General features: G+C 68.4%; 13 protein-coding genes and 1 pseudogene. 5 read left to right on the top strand and 9 right to left on the bottom strand.

The window, feature by feature from the left end:
* The first annotated feature begins 167 nt into the window (after positions 1-167).
* The 4 genes from AC04ME_RS01640 (at position 168) to AC04ME_RS01625 (ending at position 6463) form a co-directional block, all read left to right on the top strand.
* Positions 168-791 (top strand): TetR/AcrR family transcriptional regulator, encoded by a 624-nt coding sequence (locus AC04ME_RS01640; RefSeq protein WP_042540355.1) that lies wholly within the window; start codon positions 168-170, stop codon positions 789-791.
* Positions 788-1729, top strand: coding sequence for a hypothetical protein (locus AC04ME_RS01635; protein ID WP_475433228.1), 942 nt, complete (start codon positions 788-790; stop codon positions 1727-1729). Before AC04ME_RS01640 ends, AC04ME_RS01635 begins: the two co-directional genes overlap by 4 nt.
* Entirely contained in the window at positions 1726-3645 is a 1920-nt protein-coding gene (locus tag AC04ME_RS01630; protein ID WP_475433227.1) for a YhgE/Pip family protein, read from the top strand. The genes AC04ME_RS01635 and AC04ME_RS01630 overlap by 4 nt, the downstream gene beginning before the upstream one ends.
* A 136-nt stretch (positions 3646-3781) precedes the next feature.
* Positions 3782-6463: a penicillin acylase family protein gene (locus tag AC04ME_RS01625; protein ID WP_475433983.1), complete on the top strand. Its 2682-nt coding sequence runs from the start codon at positions 3782-3784 to the stop codon at positions 6461-6463.
* 39 nt (positions 6464-6502) lie between these two features.
* On the opposite strand, the gene AC04ME_RS01620 is transcribed toward AC04ME_RS01625, so the two are convergent.
* Positions 6503-7864, bottom strand: a complete 1362-nt coding sequence (locus AC04ME_RS01620; RefSeq protein WP_475433225.1) for an MFS transporter — start codon at positions 7862-7864, stop codon at positions 6503-6505.
* A gap of 104 nt (positions 7865-7968) precedes the next feature.
* Here AC04ME_RS01620 and AC04ME_RS01615 point away from each other — a divergent pair, with 104 nt between their 5' ends.
* A complete protein-coding gene (locus AC04ME_RS01615) occupies positions 7969-8730 on the top strand; it encodes an alpha/beta fold hydrolase (RefSeq protein WP_475433223.1) in 762 nt (253 codons plus the stop codon).
* Between the two features lie 79 nt (positions 8731-8809).
* Here AC04ME_RS01615 and AC04ME_RS01610 read toward each other — a convergent pair whose 3' ends face one another.
* The 8 genes and pseudogenes from AC04ME_RS01610 to AC04ME_RS01575 all read right to left on the bottom strand — a co-directional run bounded on the left by AC04ME_RS01610 (position 8810) and on the right by AC04ME_RS01575 (position 17304).
* The gene (locus tag AC04ME_RS01610; protein ID WP_455903956.1) at positions 8810-9712 is read right to left on the bottom strand and encodes a hypothetical protein; all 903 of its coding nucleotides are present in this window, start codon (positions 9710-9712) and stop codon (positions 8810-8812) included.
* Positions 9713-9944: 232 nt separating this feature from the next.
* Entirely contained in the window at positions 9945-10760 is an 816-nt protein-coding gene (locus tag AC04ME_RS01605) for a DUF2510 domain-containing protein (RefSeq protein ID WP_455903955.1), read from the bottom strand.
* Between the two features lie 15 nt (positions 10761-10775).
* Complete coding sequence (gene mnhG, locus AC04ME_RS01600; protein WP_042540347.1) at positions 10776-11165, bottom strand: monovalent cation/H(+) antiporter subunit G; 390 nt, start codon at positions 11163-11165, stop codon at positions 10776-10778.
* A complete protein-coding gene (locus tag AC04ME_RS01595; RefSeq protein WP_042540345.1) occupies positions 11162-11431 on the bottom strand; it encodes an MrpF/PhaF family protein in 270 nt (89 codons plus the stop codon). The genes mnhG and AC04ME_RS01595 overlap by 4 nt, the downstream gene beginning before the upstream one ends.
* The gene (locus tag AC04ME_RS01590) at positions 11428-12036 is read right to left on the bottom strand and encodes a Na+/H+ antiporter subunit E (RefSeq protein WP_056375103.1); all 609 of its coding nucleotides are present in this window, start codon (positions 12034-12036) and stop codon (positions 11428-11430) included. The genes AC04ME_RS01595 and AC04ME_RS01590 overlap by 4 nt, the downstream gene beginning before the upstream one ends.
* Complete coding sequence (locus tag AC04ME_RS01585; protein WP_042540340.1) at positions 12033-13586, bottom strand: Na+/H+ antiporter subunit D; 1554 nt, start codon at positions 13584-13586, stop codon at positions 12033-12035. Before AC04ME_RS01585 ends, AC04ME_RS01590 begins: the two co-directional genes overlap by 4 nt.
* 266 nt (positions 13587-13852) lie before the next feature.
* Positions 13853-14362, bottom strand: a pseudogene (locus tag AC04ME_RS01580) (Na(+)/H(+) antiporter subunit C); the annotation flags it as partial.
* A complete protein-coding gene (locus tag AC04ME_RS01575) occupies positions 14362-17304 on the bottom strand; it encodes a Na+/H+ antiporter subunit A (RefSeq protein WP_475433219.1) in 2943 nt (980 codons plus the stop codon). The pseudogene AC04ME_RS01580 and the gene AC04ME_RS01575, both read right to left, overlap by 1 nt.
* Positions 17305-17423: the final 119 nt, after the last annotated feature.

The raw sequence follows: 17423 nt of genomic DNA, 5'->3' as shown, positions 1-17423 counted from the left end.
GGTTCGGCGTTCACAATTCAGCATGAGCGTCGGGCTAGGACGCTGGATCGTGCGGGTAGAGGCTCTGAGCGGCGATCCGTGCTGAGTTGTGAACGCCCACTGTTCAGACCCTGTGAGTCCTTCGAGTTATCTTGCACACTGCTGTGCACTATACGTAGAATGGCCGCATGACCACCCGTGCTCCCCGCCGTGACTCCGTCGAGAATCGCGCCGGAATCCTCGATGCGGCCCGAGCGACCCTCGCGACCGACCCGCGCGCATCGATCGACGTCATCGCCCGCAGCGCCGGTCTGTCGCGCCGCACCCTCTACGGCCACTTCGACGACCGAGAGGCCCTGATCCGCGAGCTGATCTCGGTCGGAGCGCAGCGCTTCAACGCGATCGCCGAGTCCGTCACCGACACCGACTCGCGCATCGCGCTCGCCCGCCTCGCCGCACGACTCTGGCAGGAGGCCGCGCACGTGCAGGTCGCCGCGGCGCTCGCGCTCGACGAAGCCCACGTGCAGCACACCGCCGACGCTCTCGCCCCTCTGCGCCGCACCGTCGCCGCCCTCGCACGGCGCGGGCAGGAAGACGGCAGCTTCCGCACCGACCTCCCCGCCCCGACCCTCGCCCGTCTCATCGAAGAGGTCGCGCGCACGGTCGTCTCGCGCACGGATGCCCACAGCGCCGGCGCGGCCGGGCTCGCCGTGCGCACGCTGCTCAGCATCGCCGGGCTCTCGTGGCGCGAGGCCGACGAACTGCTGGCAGCACACCCGGACATCGTCGAATCGCAGGAGGTCAGCGCATGAGAGTCACTCTGCACGAGGTGAGCAAAGGGCGCGGCGGGCAGTCGCTGCCGACGACGAGCCTCGAGTTCCACAGCGGTGCGGTGCGCTTCGCCCTCGCCGAGACCGAGCAGCGACCGACCGTTCTCGGCCTGATCGCCAGCGGACGGATGCGGCCCGACACCGGACGCGTGACGATCGACGGCGACTCGGACAACAAGGCGCTGCGCCGCACGATCGCTTTGGTCGACGCCCCCGACGTCAGCGACCCGCATCCCGACATCACCCTCGCCGGCGTGGTGGGTGAAGAGCTCATGTTCGCCGGGGTCGGCGCGACCCCGGTGCACGCTCGTCGGTGGCTGAATCAGCTCGGATTCGGCGAGCTCGCCGGCGTGCCGATCGGCAACGTCGACCCGGCCGCGCGGGTGCGCATCCTGTGCGAACTCGCGATCCTCCGCGAGGGCACCGAAGGCATCGTGCTCGTCTCGCCCGACCGTCACGGCGGCAGCCCGGACGGCTGGTGGCGCATCGCGTCGGAGTTCGCCGACCGCGGCTACGCCATGCTCGTCGTCATCGGCGGATCCGCTGCGGTCGCCCTCGAACGGATGCACGAACTCGAGGCGATCAACGCCTCCGGTCCGATCCAGCCCCTCGTGCTCGACCGCCCGGGCGACGAGGCATCCGCATCCGCATCCGCATCCGCATCCGGTGAGCACTCGACCACCGACGCGGGGCCGGAGAGCCCAGACGGCCTGCCCGCGGTGCCGCCTTTCGATGACGAATATGCCGAGGATGCCTCCGACGCCCAGGATTCTCCCGCGGGTGCCGACCCCGGCTCGGTGAGCGAGAACGCCGACGCCGAACACCGCGAAACGCCCGACGCAGACACAAACACAGACCCAGACACAGACCCAGACCCAGACCCAGACGCAGACACAGAAGAGAACGGAGGCGAGCGATGAAGGTTCCCGCCATGATCGCCGCCGAGCTGCGGCGGCTCACCGCGAGCAAGATGGGCATCATCGCCCTGATCGCGCTCGTGTGCGTGCCGATCCTCTACGGCGGCCTGTACCTCTGGGCCAACCAGGACCCGTATGCGAAGTTCCCCGAGGTGCCTGTGGCACTTGTCGTCGACGATGCCGGGGCCCCTGCCCCCACCACGGGAACGGAGGCCGAGACCGGCGAGACCGTCAACTACGGCGAGGACGTCGCCGAGAACCTCATCGACGGCAACGCCTTCGACTGGCAGCGCATGTCCGCCGACGAGGCCGCAGACGCGTTGCGCGAGGGCACGGTCGACTTCACCGTGACGATCCCTGACGATTTCTCTTCGGCGTTGACCTCGGCCGCGGGCGACGACCCGCACCAGGCGCGCATCGAACTCGAGACCAACGACGCGAACAACTACCTCGCGTCGAGCATGGGAACTCAGGCGGTCGAGAAGATCCGCAGCTCGGTGGCCGAGATGGTCGGCAGCGAGGCTGCAGAGCGCCTGCTCACCGGACTCAGCGACGTGCGAGACAACCTCGTCACCGCCGCCGACGGGGCGAGCCAGCTCACCGACGGTGCCAACACCGCGGCGACCGGCAGCGCCACACTCGCCGACGGCACGTCTCAGCTCGCCGACGGCACCTCTCAGCTCGCGGGTGGCGCGTCTGAGCTCGCCGGTGGCGCGTCTCAGCTCGCCGGCGGAGCGGCGACTCTCGCCTCGGGTGCTCAGCAGGTCAGCGACGGCAACCGGCAACTGGCCGACGTCGCAGACCGCGCCGGGTCTGCCGTGCAGCAGGCGACGGATGCCCTGCCCCAGGCACGCCAGGACATCGCGACGGTGCTCACAGATCAGGGCCTGACGCAGGAGGAGATCGATCGGGTGCTGTCCGCCCTCGATCCGCTCGGCACCCGCCTCGAAGAGGGCAACGCCACCGTGCAGAACGCGGTCGACAAGGTCGACCAGCTCGCCGCCGGAGCCGAGTCGGTGGCATCCGGTGCCTCGCAGCTCGCCAGCGGCACGCAGACGCTCGCCAGTGGCGCCCAGACCCTCGCCGGCGGCGCGCAGACCGCCGCCACGGGCGCGGCGGCGGCGAGGGATGGCGCGGCCCAGCTGCGCGACGGACTCGGCACCCTCGCGTCGGGCACGGCCGAGCTGCGCGACGGGCTGTCCGACGGGGTGGAGCAGATCCCCGCGTCAACTCCCGACCTGCGCGCGCTGCAGGCCGACACGATCGCGGATCCCGTCAAGGTCTCGAGCGACAAGGTGGCGTCGGCCGAGGACTACGGCGCGGGCCTCGCCCCGTTCTTCGCCGCGCTGTCGGCCTGGATCGGCATCTACGCGCTGTTCCTCATCGTCAAGCCGATCTCCCGCCGCGCCGTGACGGCGCTGCACTCCCCCATCCGGGTGACTCTGGCCGGATGGCTGACACCGGCGATGCTGGGCGCGGTGCAGATGGTCGGGCTCATGGGCATCCTCGCGATCACCCTGGGCTTCACGTTCAACAACCCCATCGGCACGCTGGGCGTGATGATCTTCGCGTCAGCGACGTTCGCGGCGATCATCCTCACGCTGAACGTCTGGCTGGGCTCGGTCGGCCAGTTCCTGGGTCTCGTGCTCATGGTGCTGCAGCTCGTCACCGCCGGCGGCACCTTCCCCTGGCAGACTCTGCCCGCTCCACTGGCCGCACTGCACCACGTGCTGCCGCTCGGCTACGTCGTCGATGCCATGCGACAGCTCATGTACGGGGGCAATCTCGGCAGAGCCGGATGGGATCTGGTGGTGCTGGGGATCTGGCTGGTCGGCGCTCTGCTGCTCGCCGCCATCGGGGTGACGCGCATGACGCACCGGCGCACGCTGCGCGATCTGCAGCCGAGCCTCATCGGCTGACGCCGCGTGGCGGGGCGAGAAGTTCCCCCGCCACGCGTCGTCGTTGTGGGTAGTATTCCCAGAGTGCGTCGGTGAGACGCCCTCTGGGACTCTCTGGGACTGAGTCCCGCAATGCCACCCGAAAGAGTTCTCGATGATGACAACCGATTCGCCTGAGATCGCCGTGCCCTCACGCCCGTCACTGGGTGCGCGCATCGGCCGCATCGCCTTCCTCGTCGTGGCGGCGATCATCGTCGTCGCCGTCGCCGTCGCCTTCTTCGTGACCTGGACGATCCAGCGGTCCTTCCCGCAGACCGAGGGCACCCTGCCGCTCGAGGGTCTGCAGTCCGAGGTGACGGTGCAGCGCGACGACCGCGGCATCCCGACCATCACGGCCGACTCATCCCACGATCTGTTCTATGCAGAGGGGTTCGTGCACGCGCAGGACCGCTTCTTCGAGATGGATTTCCGACGTCACGTGACGGCCGGTCGCGTGGCTGAGATGTTCGGCGAGTCGCAGGCCGGAACGGACGCCTTCCTGCGCACCCTCGGCTGGCGCAAGGTCGCCGAGGCCGAGGTCGAGGCGATGGACGACGTGACGCGCGGGTACTACGAGGCCTACGCCGACGGGGTCAACGCCTATCTCTCGTCACGCTCGGGCGCCGAGCTGTCGCTCGAATATGCCGTGCTCGGAATGCAGAACCCGGAGTACGAGCCCGAGCCCTGGGAGCCCGCCGATTCGGTCGCCTGGCTGAAGGCCATGGCCTGGGATCTCCGCGGCAACATCGAGGATGAGGCCGAGCGTGCGCTGCTGACCGCGCAGCTCTCCGACGGCTCCGACGGCTCCGACGGCTCCGGCGGCTCCGGCGGCTCCGACGCGACCGACGTCACCGCGACGCTCGATGAGCTGTACCCCGCGTATCCGTTCGACGAGCACCCGGTGATCGTGCCCGAGATCTCCACGGTGCCCACTCTCGAGACCGGCGCCGAGCCCGCCGCGTTCACGACCGACGCGAACGACGATGAGATGCAGCAGGCCGCGACGACGATCGAGTGGCAGGAGGCCTCCGACGTGATCGAGGCCGCGAGCCTGCTCGTGGGCGATGTCGGCGAGGGCATCGGCTCGAACTCCTGGGTGGTGTCGGGAGACCTGACCGAGACCGGCATGCCGCTGCTCGCCAACGACCCGCACCTGGGCGCATCGCTGCCGTCGGTCTGGTACCAGGTGCAGCTGCGCTGCAGCGAGGTCACAGAAGAATGCCCGTTCGACGTGGGGGGCTTCTCGTTCTCCGGACTCCCCGGCATCGTGATCGGCCACAACCAGCAGATCGCGTGGGGCTTCACCAATCTGACCACCGATGTCACCGACCTCTACATCGAGCGCATCGAGGGCGACCAGTACTGGCGCGACGGAGCGCTGGTGCCGATCGAGGAGACCACCGAGACGATCAAGGTCGCGGGCGGCGACGACATCGACCTAACGATCCGATCGACCGCGCACGGCCCCATCATCTCGGGGCTCACCGATGACTTCACGGCGATCGCCGACGACCCGGAGCCTGGGCTCACGGCCGGAGGCGCGACGGGCACCGCGCCCACCGGCGAGGCCTCCGAGTATGCGGTCAGTCTGCGCTGGACGGCTCTCGACCCCGGCACGGCCGCCACGGCGATCTTCGCGCTGTCGACCGCCCAGGACTTCGAGGAGTTCCGCTCGGCGGCCGCCCTGTTCGATGTGCCGGCGCAGAACCTCATCTACGCCGACGTCGAGGGCAACATCGGCTATCAGACTCCAGGACGCCTGCCCGTGCGAGGAGCCGGCGACGGATGGATGCCGCAGCCCGGGTGGGACAGCAGCTACGACTGGACGGGGTTCATCCCCTTCGACGAGCTGCCGGTGTCGTACAACCCGGCATCCGGCTACATCGTGACCGCGAACAACGCGATCGTCACCGACGACTACCCCTACTTCCTCTCGCGGGACTGGGACTACGGGTACCGCGCGGATCGCATCGCGCACCTGATCGAACGACGCGTGGCAGCCGCACCTCTCACGGCGCAGGACATGCGCGAGATCCAGATGGACAGCGAGATGTGGATCGGCAAACGTCTGGCATCCGCGATGGACGATGTAGAGGTGAAGGGCGCAGGCACCGAGGATGCCGTGGCCCTGCTGCGCTCGTGGGATGCGCAGAACGACGCGGCGTCCCCTGCCGCCGCCTACGCGAACGTACTCTGGTCGAACCTCGTGCAGAACCTGTTCGCCGAACGCGACCAGCCGCTGCCGATCGACGGCCAGGGCCGCCTCTTCACGGTCGTCGCGGATCTGCTCGACGACCCCTCCGACCCGCTCTGGACGAATCCGAGCATCGACGTGACGAGCATGGAAGAGATGCTCGCGCTGTCTGCCGAAGAGGCATACGAGGAGCTCTCCACCCTGCAGGGCGACGCCGTCACCGGGTGGCGATGGGGAGACCTGCACGCGATCACCCTCACGAGCGACACCCTCGGCTCGTCGGGCGTCGCCCCGATCGAGATGCTCTTCAACCGCGGCCCGTATGCGGTCGGCGGCGGCGCATCGGTGGTCAACGCGACCGGGTGGGATCTCGGCACCTCCTACGCCACGACCACTGTGCCGTCGATGCGGATGGTGGTCGACCTCTCCGACCTCGACGCCTCGACCTGGATCCACCTCACCGGGGCATCCGGTCATGCGTTCGATGAGCACTACGTCGATCAGACCGCAGACTGGGCAGCCGGCGCGCAGAAGCCGTGGGCGTTCTCCGAGAAGGCGGTCGATGCGGCGACGCAGAACACCCTGGTGCTGACCCCCGCCGGGTAGCTCTCCTCGGCCCGCCTCAGGCGGATGCGGGCCCGCGCCTCAGGCGGATGCGGGCTCGGCGGATGCGGCCGCGCGGCGTGCGATCGCCCAGATGCCGACCGCGGCGGCGAGGAAGATCGCCGCCAGCATCGCCCAGCCTGCGAAGCCGAAGGTGATCGCCGTGGCATTCACGACGATCGGCGACGCGAGGGCTCCGAGCGAGAAGCCCATTCCGAACACGCCCTGATAGGCGCCCGCCCGCACCGGATCGGCGAGCTCGAAGCTGAGCCCCCAGGCTCCGGCCTGCGACAGGATCTCGGCGAACGTGTGCGTGATCATTCCGACGACGAGGATGACGATCGCAGCCCACGTCGGAAGACCGGCGGCGAGCGCGTAGATCAGGCAGGCGGCGACCATGAGCCACCCCGCGATCATGGTCACGCGTCCCGCGACCCGAATGTCATGCGTGCCGCGCGAGGCACGCACCTGGAACAGCACGACCAGCGCCGTGTTGACGATCAGGAGCACGGCGAACGTGGCGTCCGGCGCCTTCGTGTATTCGCTGATCCACAGGGGCACCCCGAGTTCCGCCACCCCGAACTGCATCCCGAAGATCGCCGAGAGCCCGCTCAGCAGCAGGTACCGCGGGTCGCGCCACGGCGAGCGACGGTTCCACTCCCTGCGCTCAGCGGATGCCGCAGCCGTCGCCTGCGTGTCGATGGATCCCGTCTCGGTGAGCTGAGTCGCGACACGACCGCGTGCGGGGGCGTCGACCGCCGACGTCAGCCGGAGGAGCGAGAGCGACCCGAGTGCGCAGACGGCACCCGCACCGGCGATCACGACCCGGTAGGCCTCGGGCGTGCCCAGCGCCAGGGCGATCGCGCCGAAGCCCGAGCCCGCGGCGATCGCGAGGTTCGTGACCGTGCGCAGCACGGCGCGGGCATGCACCCGCCTGTCGGGGGCGAATCCTCGCGCGATGATGGCGGACCGCGCCGAGTATCCGAGCGAGTCGAAGAAGCCCGAGAGGCTGGCGAGCAGAAGCGCCGACACGAAATCTCCGACGAACGCATAGGCGGCGAGCAGCACGCCGCCGGCCATCTCGAAGCCGAATGCGAGGCGTCGTGCGCTCCACCGATCGGCGAGCCACCCGCCGAGGAGCGACCCGACGACACCGCATCCGCTCGACACCGCGAGCACCACCGCGGCCTGCGCGGGAGAGAGACCGATGATCTGCGTGAAGAACAGCACCGTGACCGCGAGGAACACCCCGCGGCCGATGCGCGACACGGCGGTCGCGGCGACGAGCGCCCGCAGCACCGGATCGCTCAACCCGTCTGCGATGCGTGCGATGAAGCCCTTCGACGGACGTGCGGTCTCGCCCCCCGTCTCGATCTGATCGGGATCGGGGCTGGGCGAAGACACCCTTCATCCTCGCATGGCGCGCACGCGCGTCTCGCCGCACACCGGCATACGGCGCATGCAGCATCCGGTTAGCCGCAAGGCCCCCACTCGGTTAGCGTGGGTGCGTGGTCTCCAGCTATCTCGCCCCGAAGGGCACCCCCGTCACCCTGCTCGAGTTCGAGCATGCAGGGGCGACGCTCATTGCGGAGACCTTCGGCGAGGGCCCTCGCACGTTCCTGCTGCTGCACGGCATCGGTATGGGTCGCAGCGTCTACCTCGATGTCGTGCAGCGACTGCGCGGCAGGGTCATCGCGCTCGACCTGCCGGGTTTCGGCGAAGCACCCGAGCCCGCACGCACCTTCACCATGGAACGCCATGCCGACCTCGTCGCGGCCTATCTCCGGCACGCCGGCGAGGGTCCTGTCGTCGTGATCGGTCACTCCATGGGCAGTCAGATCGCCGCCGAGCTCGCCGCCCGGCATCCGTCGCTCGTCGAAGGCGTCGTGCTCGCCGGCCCCACCGTCAACAAGGCAGCGCGCAACATCGCCTCACAGGCGAGGTACCTCCTCACCGACCTGATCGGCGAGCGACCGCTGGTGATCTGGCGCGGCGCCAGGGAGTACCTCCGTGGTGGCCCGCATCTCATCCGCAAGATCCGAGCGACCATCGTGCACCAGCCCGAGAAGGCGTTCGCCCGCATCGATCAGCCGGTGCTGGTGCTGCGCGGAGAAGACGACGCGCTCGCGCCGATGAGCTGGTGCCGGGAGATCATCGACGAGATCCCCGGCGCCGACCTGCGGGTCATCCCCGACCACGGTCACGGCACGCTGATCAGCGACTCCGAGCCGGCGGCCCGCCTGATCCAGGCCTTCGCCGACGATCTCTGACTCGTACTCTCTTCGCCGCGTAGTTCACAACTCAGCATGAACGCGTCTAGACCGCGTGGTTTCGTTACTCGAACGCCGCTCAAGGGCGCTTCTTGCTGAATTGTGAACGAGGTGCGTCGGTGAACCTCGGCCCGAGCACAGCGATGATCTGCTCGAGAGCCTGTCGCACGGACGCCTGGTCACCGAGAATGTCTTTCGCAAGTGGACGAATGGTCATGAAGCCGAGTCGGGCCGCGGCGATATCGCGCTCGCGATCCTGCATCTGCTTCTCCCACCCTTCGTGGAACTCCTTGCTGTCGCACTCGATGATCAACCAGCCCTCCACCATGAAGTCGACGTACCCGACGCCTTCGAGATACACCTGCGTCTCATATGCGACGCCCATCGTCCGCAGCAGCAATCGCATGAACGTTTCGGGGCCCGAGCCCGCCGACGGATCGACCAACGTGAGCAGCGGGCGGAATCGGGCGGGAAGGGCCGCGAACATCGTGGCCAGCTCATCGTGGGTCAGGAGTGCGTGATGAAGCACGCTGTCCAAGGTGGCGAGCGCCTCGCGCGGAGCCTGGCACAGCACAGAGTGCGCGACGGCATCGATCAATGGAGCCGCATGCAGGCTCTCCCGCACGCTTGTCAGCACCTTCCAATGGAGCACGACCTTTCTGTCCTTCGCGACACGCAGACGAGACGAACCGGGAGTCACGAGCACATGCAGCTCTCGGCAGCGGAACACGAAGACCCCCAAAAGGGCGAGGAGAGACAGGCAGGACACTCGCCCGCCGATGCGGACCGCCTCGATGATGTCCCGGTGGGTCGACGGCAGCGCGTATCGATCGCGACGCACGTGCAGGAGTTCTCCTCGCGCGACTGACTCGGCGATGAGACGCCCCGTAAGCCCTCGGTGCACCAGATCCGATCGGCTGAGAACAGTATGCGCATAGCCGTCGTCCGCGCGCTGCGCGACGGTCTTCTGTTTCTTCCCCATCGCAGAAGTGTGCAGACAGCGCAGGGTATCGAAGTGCGTCGTCCGCACAACGAGGGATGACTTGCGCGGAACAGAGTTCAGTGCAGGAGAAGTAGCACTGGTCGGCGTCGTTCACTATTCAGCATGGATCTCGTGTCGAGCTGTCCTGCTGCCCCTTTCACGCCCACGCGGACAGGCTCATGCTGAATTGTGAACAGCAAGCGGCTCCGCGCCGGCGCGCGGCGAGTCCGCTTCAGCGCAGCGGCGGGGGTGTGGTCGGAAGGAGCATCGCGTTGCGTCGCGCCCTCGTCAGCAGCAGGGCGAACGCCCCCAGACCGCCGAAGAGCACCGCGAAGATGACCCCGAACACGATCATGAACCCGGTGACGAGACCCTGCTCCATGATGCTTCCCGCTACCGCGACGACCAGACCGATCACCGCGATGCCGGCCACGCACCAGCCGACGATCATCGAGGTGAGATAGCCGCGCGGCCCGGCATGCCCGGGGCGCGGACCGAATCTCGTGCCGAGGTACCAGGTCCAGCGGGAACCGGTCCACCAGCGGCTGGCCTGCCCCGTCACCGGATACCACCCGGCATCCGGTCCATCGACCTCGCCGGGCAGCGGCTGCACGGAGGCGTCGACGAGCGCCGCCGACTGCGGGGCGGGGAGCCTGCGCACGGCGCGGGTGTGCGCGGCGCCGAGGACCCAGATCACGGCGATGGACATCAGGACCACGGGAAGGGCGAAGTTGCCGGGGCTCTGCGTGATGACCGCCGCCAACAGCTGCAGCATCGCGAGGATGAAGAACACGATGCCGAGCACCAGCCCCACCGCCGGCGGCTCGACCGCCAGGGCGTCGGGCCGCGGCTTGCCCTTGCGCACGCGGTACGGCGTCCAGATGACTCCGTCCCACCAGCGGACGTCTGTGGTCCCCGGCACCTGGTACCACCCCATCGACGGGGCGGTCGGCGGCGCCGTGCGCTCATGTGCGGTCCACTGCACGCCGTCCCACCAGCGCTGCCGGCCCGGCGTGCCCGCGTCGTACCATCCCTGGGGTGCTGACATCCGTCTTCCTTCTGGTCAGCCGGCGCCCGGCGGAGTCTGCTTCGACTCGGCGAGCTCGTCGACGACCAGACTGCGCTCGTCGGTCGTGCCGTTGCGGTAGGCCTGCCGGCCGACGATATGGGCCGACAGCGGGGCCGTGGCGAACTGCATCAGCACGATCGGGGCGACGAGCGCGAGCCCGATGAGGATTCCGCCGACGGTGCGCTGCGACAGGGCGATCGCGAGGCAGATGAGGATGAGGCCGAGCACCTGGGGCTTCGTCGCGGCGTGCAGTCGCGAGGGCACGTCACGGAAGCGCAGCAGACCGACGGCGGCCGACAGGCACAGAACCGCGCCGAGCAGGATGAGCACGAGGATGGCGACGTCGATGACGGCGTCGGGAATGGCGAGACCGAACACGTTCATGGGGTCGTGTTGTCCCTTCTGGCCACGAACCGGGCGACCGAGATCGAACCGAAGACACCCACGGCGGCGATGATCAGCAGCACCGGGATGTTGCGGGTGTGACCGTTGATCGCCATCTCGGCGCCGAGCACGCACATGACCTCGGTGAGCAGCACGTCGGATGCCACGGCTCGGTCGAGGATCGAGGGGCCGCGCACGATGCGGATGATCGTCAGGATGGCGGCCACCCCGAAGACGACCATGATCGCCAGCATCAGCACGTTCATCGGGCACCTCCCCTGGTCAGCCCGCCGGCACCACCGGCACGCGCCGCGCGTTCGTCGGCCTTGAGGGCACGGTACTGCGCGGGAGCCCCGAGCGCACGCACGACCCGTCGCTCCCACCGCAGCACGCCCTCGCGCTGCTTCTCGACGTCGGCCATGCTGCGAACCCCGATCACGTGCAGATAGAGCACCTGCCTGTCGCGGTCGGCCTCGACGATCAGCGATCCGGGGACCAGCGACGAGACCACCGAGACGTGGGTCATGATGAGGTCGTCGGCGTATTTCAACGGCACCGCGATGATCGCCGCGCCGGGCTGACGGCGGAAGTCGAACACCTGCGCCGTGACCGAGACCGCTCCACGCAGGACGGCGAACAGGAACTGCACCACGAACAGCGCGGCGTACCAGATGTTGATCCGCCCGGACAGCTCGACGGTCGGCAGCCGGAAGACGCGCGTGACGAACACCGCGACGACGAGACCCGAGAGGAACGACAGCACCGTGAACTGGCTCCACAGCAGCATCCAGAGCACGACGAGCCATGCCAGGAACGGCAGCTGCACGCGGATGTCCCGCCAGAAGTGACGGCCGGTCTCGGTCGGGCTCATCCTTCGACCTCGTCTTCCAGCTGCACGAGGGTGACCGGGTCGAGCAGCGCCGCACCGATGCGGTCGCACAGTGCGTAGAGCGGACCGGCGAAGACGGTGAGCGCGACAGTGACCCCCACCATGCCGGCGGTGGCGACCGTCATGATGCGAGGGATGCGGCGACGCTCCTGCTGCTCGTCGGCGGCCGGGGCGTTGCCGAGGTACGAGATGCGCCCCTCGGTCTCGGTCGAGTCGTCCTCCTCGCGCCAGAACGCGAGGTTCCACGCGCGCATCAGCGCATAGAGGGTGAGCAGCGAGGTGACGATCCCGCCGAAGATCAGCACGATCATGAGGGGTGTCCCCACGGATGCCGCGGCCTCGAACAGCGCGAACTTGCCGATGAACCCGGAGAACGGCGGGAGTCCACCCAGGTTGATCGCGGGGATGAAGTAGAGCACGGCGATCACCGGCGCGACCTTGAGCAGGCCCTTCACCCGGAGGATCGAGGTGCTTCCCGCCCTGCGCTCGATGAGACCGACGGCGAGGAACAGGGTCGTCTGCACGATGATGTGGTGGACGATGTAGTACACCGTCGCGCCGATCGCCGCCGGGGTCGCTATCGCGAGACCGAAGATCATGTATCCGACGTGACTCACCAGGGTGAACGACAGGATTCGCTTGAGCTCGGCCTGCGCCACGGCGCCGAGCACTCCGACGATCATGGTCGCCAGGGCGATGATCAGCAGCACGGTGTCGATGCTGTTCTCGGCGAACAGCTGGGTCTCGGTGCGGATCAGCGCGTAGACGCCGACCTTCGTCAGCAGGCCTGCGAACACGGCGGTGACGGGTGCCGGAGCGGTCGGATACGAGTCGGGCAGCCAGAACGACACGGGGAAGATCGCGGCCTTGATGCCGAACGCGATCACGAGCATGAGGTGCAGCACCAGCTGCGTCTCCTGCGGCAGCTCGGTCATGCGCTCGGCGATCTGCGCCATGTTCACGGTGCCGAGTGCGCCGTAGATCATCGCGATCGAGGCGAGGAACAGGATCGACGAGACCAGGGAGACGACGATGTAGACGGCACCGGTGCGGATGCGCGACTCGGTGCTGCCCAGCGTGATCAGCACGTACGACGCCACGAGCAGGATCTCGAATCCGACGTACAGGTTGAACAGGTCTCCCGCGATGAAGGCGTTGAAGATTCCCGCGGCGAGGATCAGGTATGACGGGTTGAAGATCGAGATCGGCGTCTCGTCGGTGCCGTCTGCCGCGCCCTGACCGATCGAGAAGAGCAGCACCGCGAGCAGCACGATGCTCGAGATCAGCACGAGGAGAGCCGCGAGCCTGTCGACGTAGAGCACGATGCCGAACGGCACGGGCCATCCGCCGACCGAGACCGCGAGCGGTTCTCCCGCATCGACGACGACCAGCAGCACGGCGGCGATCACCGAGACGGTCGCGAGCGTCGCGACCGTGACGAACGCCTGCAGGCGCGGGTTGCGGCCGAAGATCAGGGTCGCCGCGGCGCCGAGCAGCGGCAGGGCGACGAGCAGGGGGACGAGGGCGCTCATCGGCGGTCCTCCCCGTCGTCGGTGTGCTCAGGTGCGCTGTCATCGGATGCCGTGTCGGTGGCCGTGTCATGCGCGGCGTCGGCCGCATCGGTCTCGTGAGCGTCTGACGCGTGCGTGTCGGCATCCGTCCGGAAGTCGTCGGAGCGCGGCGAGTCGTCCGCGTCGTCGTCGGGCGGGGCCGATTCTCCGTCCAGGACGGACGCCCCAGGACCGGCATCCACGTCCGGATCCCCCGCCCCATCCCCATCCGCACCCGCGGATGCGGTCCGGGGCGCGGTGGGCCGGTCGGTCGGAGCGTCGTCGTGGATCGACGGATGGTCGCGCATGTGCAGCACGGTGATCGGCGACGTCTGCACGCCGACGAAGTCGGTGGTCGCCTCGTCGTCGGCGGCGTCGGCCTCGTCGTCCATGAGGTCTTCGTCGGCGTCGGTGCGCTCGCGGAGCGCGATGTCGGCCTCGTCGTCCTCGACGGTGTCGGCCTGGCCCAGCTGCCACGAGCGGTAGATGAGCGCGAGCAGGAAGGCCGAGACGGCGAAGGTGATGACGATGGCCGTCAGGGTGAGCGCCTGCGGCAGCGGGTCGCTGACCTCTCCCTCAGCGCCGTAGAACGGTGCGCTCCCCGGCACGCCCATCACGATGAGCAGCAGCAGGTTCGTGGCGTTGCCGAGCAGCAGGAAGCCGATCAGCACGCGGGTGAGGCTGCGCTCGAGCATCGCGTAGACGCCGCAGGCGAACAGCACGGCCATGATCACGATCAGGGTCAGTGAGACATCCATCAGCGGGTCACCCCCCGCTCGCGGAACTCCTGCGCCTGGCGGTCGACCTCGGCACCGAGGCTGCGCAGCACGTCGAGCACGAGTCCGATCACGACGAGGTACACGCCGACGTCGAAGATCGTCGAGGTGACGAACTCCATGTGGCCGATGCCGGGGATCTCCCATTCCCAGAAGTTGCTGGTGAGCGGGGCGAGGCCGAAGAACAGCGGCACCACGGCAGTGCCGACCGCGAGGATCAGACCGGCGCCGAGCAGTCGACCGGCATCCGTGGGCGCGGCCGCGCCGAGCTCCCAGCGTCCGCCGGCGACGTAGCGCATGACGAGTGCCATGCCCGCGACGAGTCCGCCCGCGAAGCCGCCGCCCGGAAGGTTGTGGCCGGAGAAGAGCAGGAAGATCGACACGACGATGATCGTGTGGAAGAGGATGCGGACGATCACCTCGAGCAGGATCGACCGGTTCTCCGGGTTCATCTTCGGTCCGCCGACGAGCCAGGCGCGGGGGCTGCTCTCGTTCTCGTCGGTCTGGAAGCGCACGCCCTCGGTCGTCTCGACCAGGGGACGGCTGAGGGTTCGACGGCGCCGCGCCTTGGGCAGCGTCTTGGTCGCCGACAGCATGTCGGCCCGGTGAGTGACGAACACGAGAGAGGCGACGCCGGTGGCGGCCAGCACGAGCACCGAGAGCTCGCCCATCGTGTCCCAGCCACGCAGGTCGACCAGCGCGACGTTGACGACGTTCTTGCCGTGACCGATCTCGTACGCGAGCTTCGGGAAGGCCGCCGAGATCGGGTCCGCGATACGCGACTGGGTCGCCACGACCGCGACGAGGGCCATGGTGAGTCCGACTCCGACACCCAGCAGCGCCCGCGGAATGCGACCGACGGAGGCGTTGTGCTCGCCCATTCGCGCAGGCAGGCGACGCAGCACGAGCGCGAAGGTGACCATCGTCACGGTCTCGACGAGGATCTGCGTCAGCGCCAGGTCGGGGGCGCCGCTGGTCGCGAACAGCACGACCATGCCGAGACCCGTGATCGAGACGAGCACGACCCCGGTGTACCTCTTCTGCGCCCGCACGGCCATGACGCCGGCGGCGGCCATCATCGGCGCGACCACCAGCTGCGCGGGGGTGTGCCAGGCCGAGAGCTGGAAGCGGTCGATGTCGCTGGCGACGAGAGCCGTGATCTCGGCGGCGACGAAGACCACGAAGATCGTGCCGACGTAGACCGGAAGCGAGCCTCGCTGGGTGAGGGTCGTGCTCAGCACCGAGAGCCGGTCGACGCCGCGCATGACCAGGTAGTAGACGTCTGCCGCGGTGAAGCGGATCAGCCGTGCCTTGCGATCCCACCCCGTGCGCAGGGTCAGGAGGAAGACCGCGGCACCGAGCAGGATCGACAGGATCGAGATGCCGAGAGCGGGCTCGAGACCGTGCCAGAGGGCGAGGTGCCCTGGTCCCTCGGCGGCGACGCCCTCGGCGTCGAGGCCGGGCGTGGCCGTGAGGGCGTATCCCTGGAGCGCGACGTCGAGAGCAGGGGCTCCGATGCCGGTTGCCAGCGTGAAGCCGGCGAGGATGATCGGCGCCGAGAGGAATCCGACGGGCGGGTCCGGCCACGCGGTGTCGGGAAGACGATCGCCTGCTGCGTCGCGCTTGGTCCAGAACGCGCCCCAGAGGAAGCGGATGCCATATGCCGCAGTGAGAATGGATCCGACGCTGACGCCGATGATGGCGACGAGTCCCCATGGCGATCCGTGCAGCGCGTCGTCGAGGAGGGCTGTGAGGGTGGACTCCTTCGCGACGAATCCGAGGGTCGGCGCGATGCCGGCCATCGAGGCGATGGAGATGAATGCCGCAGTCGCCATGACCGGCGCCTGCCGGCCCACACCGCTCAGCTCGGTGATGTCACGCGTCGACAGCTGGCGGTCGATCACACCGACGATCAGGAACAGCGCCGACTTGAACAGCGCGTGCGCGATCACGAGTGCAAGACCCGCCAGCGCGCTCGCCTGCGTGCCGTAGCCGATCACGATCGAGAAGAACCCGAGCTGGCTGACGGTTCCGAAGGCGAGGATGCGCTTGAGGTCGGTCTCTCGCAGCGCCTGGATGCCGCCGAGCAGCATCGTCACGATCCCCAGCGAGATGATGATCGGCCGCCAGGGTCCGGTGAACGCGAAGATCGGAGCGAAGCGCGCGATCAGGTAGATGCCCGCCTTCACCATCGCCGCAGCGTGCAGGTAGGCGCTCACGGGGGTGGGCGCGGCCATCGCGCCGGGGAGCCAGAAGTGGAACGGGAAGATCGCGGACTTGCTGATGGCACCGACGAGCAGCATCACCACGGCGGCATCGACGATCGCCCCGGTGGGAGCGATCTCGAGGATCTCGCGGATGCTCGAGGTGCCGGCATCGACGACCAGCAGCACGACTCCGACGAACATCACGAGTCCGCCGAGGGTGGTGACCAGGAGCGCCTGGAGAGCAGCTCGTCGGCTGGCCGCACGCCGACGGTAGTGGCCGATGAGGAGGTACGAGAGGATGCTCGTCACCTCCCAGAACATGACGAGCATGACCAGGTCGTCGGTCAGGACGAGGCCGTACATCGCACCCGCGAATCCGAGCAGCACACCGGCGAACTGGCCGATCCCCGCGGAGTCGTCGTGGAAGTACCAGCGGCAGTACAGCAGCACGAGCGCGCCGACACCCGTGACGATGAGGGTCAGCACCCAGCCGAGAACATCCATGTTCATCGACAGGTTCAACCCGAGCTGCGGAATCCACGCGACCGAGACGAAGGGCGTCGGGCCGTCGAGCACCTGGGGGGTGAGCAGCAGTGCGTGGATGAATGCCGCGGCGGGAATGAGAGCCGCGATGGCGAATGCCTGGGATCCCAGCCAGCGCACCAGAACGGGCATCAGGATCGACCCGAGAAGGAACACGGCGAGGAGCGTCAGCATATATGCGGCTCCTCAAAGCTCGTCGGCCGGGGGTGCGGCGCAGGCGGGCGGGCGGGTGTCGATATCGAGTTTACCTTGATTTTTCGCTGTTCCGGGTCGATCATGTCGGCGCCGGACCG

Source organism: Microbacterium sp. LjRoot205 (assembly GCF_056175745.1).
This window is presented reverse-complemented; position numbering and strand designations above follow the sequence as displayed.

Excerpts from the sequence above, each read along its gene's own strand:
- AC04ME_RS01610 (WP_455903956.1), bottom strand. The coding sequence starts at position 9,712 with ATGGGGAAGAAACAGAAGACCGTCGCGCAGCGCGCGGACGACGGCTAT.
- mnhG (WP_042540347.1), bottom strand. The coding sequence starts at position 11,165 with ATGAACGTGTTCGGTCTCGCCATTCCCGACGCCGTCATCGACGTCGCC.
- AC04ME_RS01625 (WP_475433983.1), top strand. The coding sequence starts at position 3,782 with ATGACAACCGATTCGCCTGAGATCGCCGTGCCCTCACGCCCGTCACTG.
- AC04ME_RS01590 (WP_056375103.1), bottom strand. The coding sequence starts at position 12,036 with ATGAGCCCGACCGAGACCGGCCGTCACTTCTGGCGGGACATCCGCGTG.
- AC04ME_RS01605 (WP_455903955.1), bottom strand. The coding sequence starts at position 10,760 with ATGTCAGCACCCCAGGGATGGTACGACGCGGGCACGCCGGGCCGGCAG.
- AC04ME_RS01595 (WP_042540345.1), bottom strand. The coding sequence starts at position 11,431 with ATGAACGTGCTGATGCTGGCGATCATGGTCGTCTTCGGGGTGGCCGCC.
- AC04ME_RS01575 (WP_475433219.1), bottom strand. The coding sequence starts at position 17,304 with ATGCTGACGCTCCTCGCCGTGTTCCTTCTCGGGTCGATCCTGATGCCC.
- AC04ME_RS01635 (WP_475433228.1), top strand. The coding sequence starts at position 788 with ATGAGAGTCACTCTGCACGAGGTGAGCAAAGGGCGCGGCGGGCAGTCG.
- AC04ME_RS01585 (WP_042540340.1), bottom strand. The coding sequence starts at position 13,586 with ATGAGCGCCCTCGTCCCCCTGCTCGTCGCCCTGCCGCTGCTCGGCGCC.
- AC04ME_RS01640 (WP_042540355.1), top strand. The coding sequence starts at position 168 with ATGACCACCCGTGCTCCCCGCCGTGACTCCGTCGAGAATCGCGCCGGA.
- AC04ME_RS01630 (WP_475433227.1), top strand. The coding sequence starts at position 1,726 with ATGAAGGTTCCCGCCATGATCGCCGCCGAGCTGCGGCGGCTCACCGCG.